2 protein-coding genes are annotated in these 8614 nt (G+C 74.8%); both read right to left on the bottom strand.

All coding sequences use genetic code 11. The annotated features are described in order from the left end of the window. Positions 1-33: 33 nt before the first annotated feature. Complete coding sequence (locus ACIHAA_RS17695; RefSeq protein WP_399818008.1) at positions 34-6162, bottom strand: aminotransferase class III-fold pyridoxal phosphate-dependent enzyme; 6129 nt, start codon at positions 6160-6162, stop codon at positions 34-36. Next, positions 6159-8614 (bottom strand): SDR family NAD(P)-dependent oxidoreductase (locus tag ACIHAA_RS17700; RefSeq protein WP_399818010.1); only part of this gene is annotated, 2456 nt, incomplete at its 5' end. The genes ACIHAA_RS17700 and ACIHAA_RS17695, both read right to left, overlap by 4 nt.

Here is an 8614-nt window from a genome sequence, read left to right on the forward strand (position 1 = left end):
CGGATCGGGCCCTGCGGGTGGTCGGGGGCGGCACTACACTTCGTCGACGCGCCGCTCCGGGTCGGCGGCCAGCGCCTGGAGCAGCGCCCGGAGCCGGTCGGCCCAGGAGCGGACGACCGCCTCGTCGAAGAGGTCGGTGCGGTAGTCGAAGTCCAGGCGGAGCCCGCCGTCGTCCTCCAGCCCGTCCAGGCGGAAGTCGGTGAGCGCGAACCGCGTCGGCACGGGCCGGAACTCGGCCTTGAGCCCGTCGAAGTCGGGGCAGGGGGTGGCCCGGTCCAGGTTGAAGACGGTGCGCAGCGGCAGCGGAAAGGCCCCGGGCTCGGCGCCGAGCGCGTCGCGCAGCCGGGCGAACGGCACCTCCTGGTGCTCGAACGCCGCCAGTACGGTCTCCCGGACGGCCCGCAACTGCCCGGCGAGGGTGGTGCCCGGGGCGAGGGTGGAGCGGACCGGCAGGAAGTGGGCGCAGTAGCCGACGGCCGTCTCGCTGCCCTTGAGGGTGCGGCCCGCCTGGGGGGTGCCGATCACGATGTCGTCCTGGCCGGTCAGTTCGTGCACCAGCAGGCTGTAGGCGGTGAGCAGGGTCATGAACAGGCTTGCTTTGTGGGCCCGTCCGGTGTTCTTGACGGCGGTGAGCAGCTCGGCGTCGAGGGTGGTGGTGAACCGGGCGCCGCGGTGGGTGCCCGGGTCGCCGTCCCGGTCGCGGGCGGTGGGCAGCAGGGTGTCGGGGAAGCCGTCGCCGAACTTCCCGGTCCAGTACGCCTGCTGTCCGGTCAGCTCGGGCCTCCGCCGCTCCTGCCACCGCACCAGGTCGCGGTGCTGGAGGGCGCGGGCGAGCGCGGCGGGGGTGCCCCGGCGCTCCGCGGTGTAGAGGGCGGCCAGCTCCTCGGTGAGCACGGAGACGGACCAGCCGTCGGTGACGATGTGGTGGGCCAGCAGCGCCAGTTCATGGGAGTCGTCGGCGAGCCGGAGCACGGCGACCCGCAGCAGCGGCCCCTCGGCGAGGTCGAACGGCTCGGCCATCGCCCCCCGCCACCACTCCTGGACGGCCTCGTCCCACCGGTCGGCACCGGCCGCGGTGAGGTCGACGATGTCCACGGGGATGTCGGCGGCGGGCCGCACCTCGGCGGTCCCGTGCGCGCCGCCGTCGGGGAAGACCGTGCGCAGCGCCTCATGGCGGGCGGTCAGGGCGGCGACGGCGCGGCGCAGCGCGGGCAGGTCGAGCGGGCCGCGCAGCCGGATGTCCTCGGGCACCGTCCAGGACGGCGCGCCGTCGGCGGCCGCGCGCTCCAGGGCCAGCAGGGGCCGCTGCTCCTCGCCGAGGGGGACCGTGCGGGGGGTGTGCGCGGCGGACGCGGGGGCGGGCGGCAGGAACTCCCCCTCGCGCAGGGCCGCGACGGACTCCTTGACGGCGGTGACGATGGCGTCGAGGTCCTCGTCGGTGTGCGCGGTGGACAGGAAGCAGGTGCGTCCCTCCCACAGATAGATGCCCCGGGTCAGGAGGTGGAAGTGGAACACCTCGATCTCCAGCGGCTGGTACGCGTAGCTGGCGTTGCCGCGCCAGGCGAACCGGAACACCGAGGAGAAGTGCAGCACCCGGATGGGCACCTCCTCCGCCTCGAAGAACGCGTTCAGGGTCTCGGCGAGCCGGGTGGTGCGCGCGGTCAGCGCCTCCTGGAGCGCTGGGCCCTGGTCGCGCAGATGGCGCAGGATGCCCCGGGCGCTGGCCATCGCCAGCGGGTGCATCTCGAAGGTGGACCCGATGTAGGTCTTCTCGCTGTCGGGGTCGGGGCCCGGGCCGTCGGCCCACACACCGCCGTCGACGCGGTCCAGGAACTCGGCCCTGCCCGCCACCACGCTCACCGGCAGGCCGCCGCCGACGACCTTGCCGTAGGCCACCAGGTCGGCCCGCACGCCGAAGTACGCCTGGGCGCCGCCGGGGTGGACGCGGAAGCCGGTGATCACCTCGTCGAAGATGAGCGGGATGCCGAGGCGGGTGGTCAGCTCGCGCAGCTCCCGGAGGAACCCGGCGGGCTGGAGGGCCGGGTTGCGGCTCTGCACGGGCTCCACCAGGACGCCCGCCAGCTGGTCCGCGTGCTCCTCGATGGCCTTGAGCGCGGAGGCGGCGCCATAGGTGAGGATCAGCGGGTCCGAGGCGGACTGCGGGGAGACTCCGGGTGCCATCGGGACGGAGTGCGTGGGGTCGCCGAGCACGTCCGGCAGGGCCAGCACCCGGTCGTCCTGGCCGTGGTAGGACCCGGAGAACATCACGAACCGGGAGCGGCCGGTCGCCGCCTGCGCCATCCGGAGCGCGCCCCGGACCGCGTCGGTGCCGGTCACCGCGAAGAACAGCCGCTCCACGCCGGTCAGTTCGCAGATCAGCTCGGCGACCTCGTCGGACAGTGAGGAGATGGGGCCGAGCTGGAGGCCGTACTCCAGCCGGTCGGCGACGGCCCCGGCGACGAACTCGGGGTCGTGGCCGCACAGCAGCACACCGACGCCCATGGCGATGTCGATGTACTCGTTGCCGTCGATGTCCCGGAAGCGGGCGCCGTGGCCGCGCTCGCCGATGACCGGGTACGAGACGGAGCGGGTCTCGGGCCGCACCGACCGCATCCGGGTGTCGGCCCGCCGCGCCCGGTGGTCGACGGCCCGGGCCAGCGAGCCCGCGGTGCGCTTCTTGTACGTGTCCAGCAGCTCGTCCAGATGGGCGCGCTGGACGGGGGTCAGCTCCCGCGGCTGCGCCCCGGCCGCGGCGGGGCGCGGCGCCGTGCCGGTCCCGGCGGCGGGGGTGGCCTCGCGGCGGGGTGCGGGCAGGGCGGCGGTCCCGGCCGTGGCGGGCAGGGCGGCGGTCCCGGCCGGTGCGGTGGGGAGGGTCCCGCCGTGCCGGGCCAGTACCTCTAGCTGGCGTTGCATCACATCGAGCTGTGCGGCAAGCAGTTGGGCGACCCCGCTCTGGTCCGCGGCGACCGCGGTCGCGAGGGCGGGGGTCCCGGCGACGGGGAGCGCGGCCGGGGCCGCCGGGGCGGGGACGGCTGCCGGGGCGGGGAGGGGCGCCGCGGCGGGGGCGTCGCCCGGGAGGGGGTGTCCGGCGGGTACCTCGGTGTCCAGGTGCGCGGCGATGGCCTCGGGGGTGTCCAGGTCGTCGAAGAGGCGGCCCACGGTCAGGGTGATGCCGTACAGCTCGGTGATGTCCTGGATGATCCGCACCATCAGCAGCGAGTCCGCGCCGAGGTCCACGAGGGTGGTCCCGGGCGGCATGTCCGCGACCTCCATCTCCAGTCCGGCGCCCACGCGTTCGCGCAGGTCGGCGAGGATGCGCTCGTGCCGCCCGGCCTCGGTGGCCGGGGCGGGGGCGGACGCCCGGGGCGAGGGTTGCTCAGGCACAGTGGGCTCTTCTCTGCGTGCGAACCAGTGGGGAGTGCGCTGGAAGGGGTAGGTGGGGGCCGGTACCCGGCGGCGCGGGTAGGGGGCGTCGAACGCGGACCAGTCGATGTCCACGCCCGCGGTGTACAGCTCGGCGACGCCCTGGAGCAGCTGCTTCCAGTCGTCGCGGCCCTCCCACAGGGAGGACGGCCAGCGCACGGCGGGTCCGGTCCAGCTCTGCCGGCCCAGCAGTTGCAGCACCGGCTGCGGCCCGACCTCCAGGATCGCGCCGCAGTCCTCCCGGGCGAGGGCGCCCATGGCGTCCAGGAAGCGGACCGGCTCCCGCATATGGCGGCACCAGTAGGCGGCGTCCACCGCGTCGACCGGCGCGCCGGTCACATTGGAGATCATCCGCACCCGGGGGGCGGTGTAGGCGACCCGCGCGGCGGCCTGCTCGTAGGCGGCGAGGGCGGGTTCGATCATCGGGGAGTGCGGGGCGTGCGGGATGCGCAGCGGACGGCCGTCCAGGCCCCGGGACTTCAGCTCCGCGAGCACCTCGGCCACGGCGTCGGCGGTGCCCGCGATCAGGGTCTCGCGGGGCCCGTTCAGCCCGGCGACGCCGACCTGTCCGGCGTAGGAGGCGAGTACCGGCAGCACCTCCTCCGCCGGGGCGAGGACCGCCGCGGTGGCGCCGCCCGAGGTGGTGTCCTCGATGAGCCGGGCGCGGCGGGCGACCAGTCCGAGCCCGTCCTCCAGGCCGAAGAAGCCCGCCACACAGGCGGCCGCGTACTCACCCGTGCTGTGTCCGAGCACGACGTGCGGCTCGACGCCCCAGGAGCGCCACAGCTCGGCGAGCGCGTACTCCAGGGCGAACAGGGCGGGCTGGGCGTGCGAGGTCCGGTCGATCAGGCCCTGTCCGGGGCCGTCGGGTGCCGGGTAGAGCACGTCGAGCAGGGGGACGTCCAGGAGGTCGAGCCCGCGCAGGATCTCGTCGCAGGTCTCCAGGGTCCGCCGGAAGCCGGGGTGGGTGTCGAACAGCTGCCGTCCCATGCCCGCGTACTGGGAGCCCTGGCCGGTGAACAGGAAGGCGACGGCGGGGCGCGCGGTGGCGTGGCCCGTCGCGACCCGGGCCCGGCGGCCCTCCGCGTACGCGGCCAGCAGCCCGGCCGCCTCCCCGGAGTCCGCCGCGGAGACCGCCAGCCGGTGGGGGTGGACGGAACGCGCGGTGCCCGCGGTGTGGGCCGCGTCGGCGAGCGGCGGCGCCTCGGGGCCGCCCAGGAACGCGGCGTAGCGGCCCGCGAGTTCGCGCAGCGCCTCGGGGGTGCGCGCGGACAGGGGCAGCAGCTGGCGGGTGCGGTCCGGGGCCGGGGTGGCGTCGGCGGGGGTGCCCGTTGCGGGGGTCCGGGCCGTGGTGGCGGTGGGGGGCGCCGCCTCCAGGACGACATGGGCGTTGGTGCCGCTGAAGCCGAAGGAGCTGACCCCGGCGGCGCGGGTGCCGTCGGGCCAGTCGCGCAGCGCGGTCGGCACCTCGACGGGCAGGGCCGCCCAGGGAATGTGCGGACTGGGCTCCAGGAAGTGGAGGTTGGGGGGCACCTGGCCGTGCCGCAGTACCTGCACCGCCTTGATGAGCCCGGCGGCCCCGGCGGCGGCCTCCAGATGCCCGATGTTGGTCTTGGCGGCGCCGATCAGCAGCGGGCCCGCGGGGCCGCGGTCGGCGAAGACCGTGCCGAGCGCCTCCACCTCGATGGGGTCGCCGAGCTGGGTGCCGGTGCCGTGCGCCTCGACATAGCCCACCTCGTGCGGTGCGATCCCGGCGTCCGCGAGCGCGGCCCGTACGACCTCCTGCTGGGCGAGGCCGTTGGGCGCGGTCAGTCCGTTGGTCCGGCCGTCCTGGTTGACGGCGGTGCCCCGGATCACCGCGTGGACCGGGTCGCCGGCCGCGAGGGCGTCCGCGAGCCGCTTCAGTACGACGATGCCCGCGCCCTCGCCCCGCGCATAGCCGTCGGCACGGCTGTCGAAGGTCTTGCAGCGGCCGTCGGCGGCGAGCGCCGAGCCCTTGCAGAAGGCGACGAACGCGTCCGGCGACAGCATCAGGCTGGCCCCGCCCGCGAGCGCCATGTCGCACTCGCCCGCGCGCAGGCTGCGTACCGCCAGATGCACCGCGACCAGCGCCGAGGAGCAGGCGGTGTCCAGGGCCAGGCTGGGACCGCGCAGCCCGAGGTGGTAGGAGAGCCGTCCGCTGGCCACGCTCAGGGCCGTGCCGGTCACATCGTGCATCTCCACCGAGTGCGCGGCCGAGCGCTGCATCTGGTGGAGGTACTCGGCCTCCGAGATGCCGACGAACACTCCGGTACGGCTGCCGCCCAGACCCCGGGGGTCGCGTCCGGAGTCCTCCAGCGCCTCCCACGCCACTTCGAGGAGGAGCCGCTGCTGCGGATCCAGCCGCTTGGCCTCGCGCGGCGAGATCCCGAAGAAGCCCGCGTCGAACCCGGCGACATCGTCCAGGAAGCCGCCACGGCGGCAGTACATGCGGTCCTCGGCGCCGGGGTCCGGGTCGTAGAGCGCGTCCACGTCCCACCGGTCGGCGGGGATGTCCCCGATCGCGTCGCGGCCGGTGCGCAGCAGCTCCCAGTAGGCGTCCGGGTCGGGCGCGGAGGGCAGGCGGCAGCCCATGCCGACGACGGCGACCGGCTGGGAGCTGCTCTCCTCCAGTTCGCGGACCCTGGCCTGGAGGCCGCGGATGGCGGTGAGTGCCTTGCGCAGCCTGAGCGCGTCGTTGCTGTCGTGGTGGTCGGTCACGGCGTGGCGTCCTCGTCGTCGTTCAGCAGCAGGTCGAGTTCGCGGTCGACCAGCGCCCGCAGGTCGTCCAGGGGCAGGGCGTCGGGGCTGTCCGCGTCGGCGGCGGCCGGGCTGTCCGGGTGGCCGACGGCGGCCGGGCCGCCGGGGGTGCCGGGGGTGCCGGGGGTGTCGGAGTCGCCGGGCTTCGGGTCGAGGCCGAGCTGTTCCTCCAGGTGGGCCTGGAGCTGTTCGACCGTCGGGTGGTTGAAGGCGACGGTCGAACCGAGCGGCACCTCCAGATCGCGCTGGAGGCGGTTGCGCAGCTCGACCACCATCAGTGAGTCCATGCCGAGTTCGGCGAAGGTGGTGTGCCCGTCGACGCGGTAGCCCGCGGGCAGTTCCATCAGGGTGATGAGCTGCCGTTCCAGATAGCCGCGCAGCACCCTGGGGCGCTCTGCGGGCGGGGTCTGTGCGAGGCGGGTGCGCCAGGTGTCGGCCGGGGCGGCCGCCGTGGTGCCCTCACCGGGCCCGGCCACGGCCCCGGTCGCGGCCGCCGGTCCGGCCGCGGGTCCGGTCCGGCCCGGCCGGTGCCGTCCGACGGTCGGCATGACGCCGATCTGCGCTACGGGGGCGCCGAGGAGGGCGACAAAGGCGTCGAGGCCCTGCTCCGGCGGGATCATCGCGGTACCGGTCCTGGCCATGCGGTCGGCCAGGTGGGCGGCCATGCCGACCTCGGCCCAGGGGCCCCAGTTGACCGCGAGACCGGGCAGCCCGTCGGCGCGACGGCGGGCCATCAGGGTGTCCAGGAAGGCGTTGGCGGCCGCGTAGTTGCCCTGGCCGCCGTCCTCCAGCAGGGCGGCGACGGAGGAGAAGGCAACGAAGAAGTCCAGCGGAATCCGCCTGGCCCGCAGAACCCGGTCCAGCTCCGCCGCACCCCCCGCCTTCGCCCCGAACACCCGACCAAAACGCTCGGCCGACTGCGCCCCCAGCACCCCGTCGTCCAGCACACCCGCCGCATGCACCACACCCCGCAACGGACCCACCGCACACACCCGCTCCACCAGACGCTCCACCTCACCCGGCACCGACACATCCGCCGCCACCAGATGCACCCGAGCACCCAGCCCCTCGATCCCCTCAACCGCCTCCCTCACCGCAGCCGACGGCCCACCCGCACCACGGCCCGCCAGCACCACATGACCCGCACCCTCCCCCGCCAACCGGCGCGCCACCGCCAGCCCCAGACCACCCAGACCACCCGTGATCAGATACACACCATCGGACGAGAGCCGGACCGGCCGGTCGAAGGTGAGGACGACCTTTCCGGTGTGCCGGGTGTGCTGCATATGGGTGTAGGCGCGGGCGGCGTCCCGGCGCGGGAACACCGTCAGGGGCAGCGGGCGGAGCGCCCCGGACGCGAACAGCTCGCCCAGCTCCCGGAACAGTCCGGGCAGCAGGGTGTGGTCGCGCTCGGCGTCGTCGCCGAGGTCGAAGGGGAAGTAGCCGACGTCGGACCGTGCCTCACGCATCCGGTCGGGGGACCAGATGCCGAGCTTGCCCATCTCGACGAAGCGTCCGCCGGGGGCCAGCACCGACAGTCCGGCGGGGATGAAGTCGCCGTTGAGGCTGTTGAGGACGACATCGACGCCCTTGCCGCCGGTGAGGGCGGGCAGTTCGTCGGCGAAGGAGGTGCTGCGGGAGTCCAGGACATGGGTGACGCCCAGGGCGCGTACCGCGTCCCGCTTCCCGGCTGCGGCGGTGGCGTACACCTCCGCACCGAGGGCCCGGGCGATCTGCACGGCGGCGCCGCCGACACCGCCGGACGCGGCATGCACCAGCACCCGGTCGCCGGGGCCCACGCGGGCCAGCCGGGCCAGGGCGTAGTGGGCGGTGAGGAAGGCCAGCGGGATCGTGGCGGCCTCGGTCAGGGAGAGCCCGTCGGGCACGAGGGCCACCTGTCCGGCCGGGACGGTGACGCAGTCCGCGAAGCCGCCCTCGGTCATGGCCATCACGGCGTCGCCCACGGCGAACCCGGTGACCTCGGAGCCTACGGCGGTGACGACGCCCGCGCACTCGAAGCCGAGCGGGATGTCCTTGGCGTCTTCGAGACCGTAGGCCTCGGCGTAGTGGTCCCGCATCATGCCGAGCGAGATCAGCACATCGCGGAAGTTGAGGCCCGCGGCCCGGACCTCGATCTCGACCTCGCCCGCCTCCGGAGCCCGGCGCCTGACCGGCTCAGACCGCAGATACTCCGGGCCGCCGTACTCGCCGAGCACCAGTCGGCTGGGGGCGGGATCGGGGCTGGGGTCGGCAGCCGGGGTCAGTTCGGGGCGCAGGCGTACGCCGCCCCGTACGGCGCTGTACGGCAGTCCGGTACACAGCAGCCGCTCCAGCGGCACCACCCCGTCACCGTCCACCACCACACACCGCAACTCCGGATGCTCGGCCTGCACCGTCCGCACCAGACCCCACA

The sequence above is a fragment of the Streptomyces sp. NPDC052040 genome (assembly GCF_044548405.1).
Lineage (GTDB): Bacteria > Actinomycetota > Actinomycetes > Streptomycetales > Streptomycetaceae > Streptomyces.